Raw genomic sequence first — 1,613 nt, 5'->3', positions numbered from 1 at the left:
TTTTGCACTAATTGGCGCAGGCAGCAGTGCGGCGAAGACACGGTTCTTGTCCATGTCGATAACAGTGCGGATAACGCAATGTACATGCTGGTCATATCTGATCCACAGATCGATTGCCTGTTGGCCTCAACTGATGATCCGGTCCAGCTTATTTTGCAGATCCAGCACCGATTTATCTTTTGCAGATCCAGCACAGGTTTCGACAAATTGCAGTTTATCATGGCTCAGGCATCCTGGATGCGTAGCTGTCCTGTAACCTAGGGGTCCCCCCCGCCGCTTCCAGCATATCTTGCAGTTCGCACAGCATGCCGGAGGTTTCCGATAACAGCAATTCGTAGTTGGATATGGTAGCACGCCAACCCTGATTAAGCGGCACGGCAATATCCTGTTTCACCCTCTGCTGCTGTTCATCCATGATGCGCTAGGTCAAATCGATACCGTCGAAAATTTCCGCTACCGAATATTTTAGCGGCATAAACACATGCCGGTGCCAGTAAAATTCGTCGCTGTCTTCTTCCGCCGCGTAAGAGGTCTCCGCCCGTTTTAATTCCTGCGCAACAATAAACAGTTGGGTCGACAGCCGCAGCGCGGAAAGCTCGCACTGGCGAATGTAATAATCGCTAATACCAATACCGCGAGCGGCGTCAGGGCGGTAGTAAATGGCGTTCCATTCTGCCACCTCGTTGATAAAACGGTTAAGAAGACGCTGATGCACCAGATCGTTGATGGTGTTGTTGGCGCGTACGGTTACAGTTTACTGAGTCTATTCAAACCCGGCTAAAGTAACGAAAAGCATCTACCAATTTCCCTTCACTCATTTTGCCATCCATGCGCTCGCTATTGAATATGTCGATAGCCAGCACAAAAACCAACCGGTCAATAGGCAGCGATAGTAAGAAATCATTCTTCTTAGCCCAGGAGACCAGTTCCGGTACAGTCTGGGAAAATTCACTTATATGTACCCTTCATGGTAGGTTTACACGCCATCACGTGGATATAACACCCTATAATTATAAATAGCTCCTGCCGACAATAGCGTTTTTCCATCGCCAGCAGTGCGGTAACTTCATCCTGTTGTTGCTGTTTATTCTGCAGATAATCATGAAATACCCGCGCGCCGCTTTTGCCTATTGACTGCAGTCCCATTTTTCCAGCCAGTGATACACCTCGTCGGGATCGCAAGGATGGTCGGGCATCAGCGACCGTTTTTCCTTTTCGGCATACCAGTCGAGACAAAAACTATATTACCTAATAGCATGTTATGCATAACCAGAGACCGTATTTATTGTAAAAAATTAATGATAACGCGCCATTCCCCCCGGCCAGGTACTAATTAAGTATTTGCAATAATGATTCTGGCTGCGTGACCTATTCCAGTACCGCATGACACAATATCAGACGGCCGGCCTTTCCAAATGCATTGCGATGTCCTGATGCGTTGCGATATCCTATATTGCGCCTTGGAAGCAACGAAAGCGATGCTCGACCCCCAGAGCTGTCGTCTGCTATTGCGCACGGTCTATCGTTTGCGCTGACAGATCGCAAAACACCACCTCGTATCGTGTTCAAGCACCGACAGTTGGGCAGCCATGCACCCTTTTTCGGCGGTTGCG

Annotated in this window: 2 pseudogenes; both read right to left on the bottom strand. The window is 48.7% G+C overall.

The features are described 5' to 3' along the window. Positions 1-926 (bottom strand): annotated as a pseudogene (locus BG74_RS03300) (chromosome partition protein MukF); the annotation flags it as partial. A gap of 22 nt (positions 927-948) precedes the next feature. Next, positions 949-1,613, bottom strand: a pseudogene (locus BG74_RS03295) (class I SAM-dependent methyltransferase); the annotation flags it as partial.

Source organism: Sodalis-like endosymbiont of Proechinophthirus fluctus (genome assembly GCF_001602625.1).
GTDB lineage: Bacteria > Pseudomonadota > Gammaproteobacteria > Enterobacterales > Enterobacteriaceae.
Note: the sequence above shows the minus strand (reverse complement) of the source record. Positions and strands in the feature narration are given on the sequence as shown.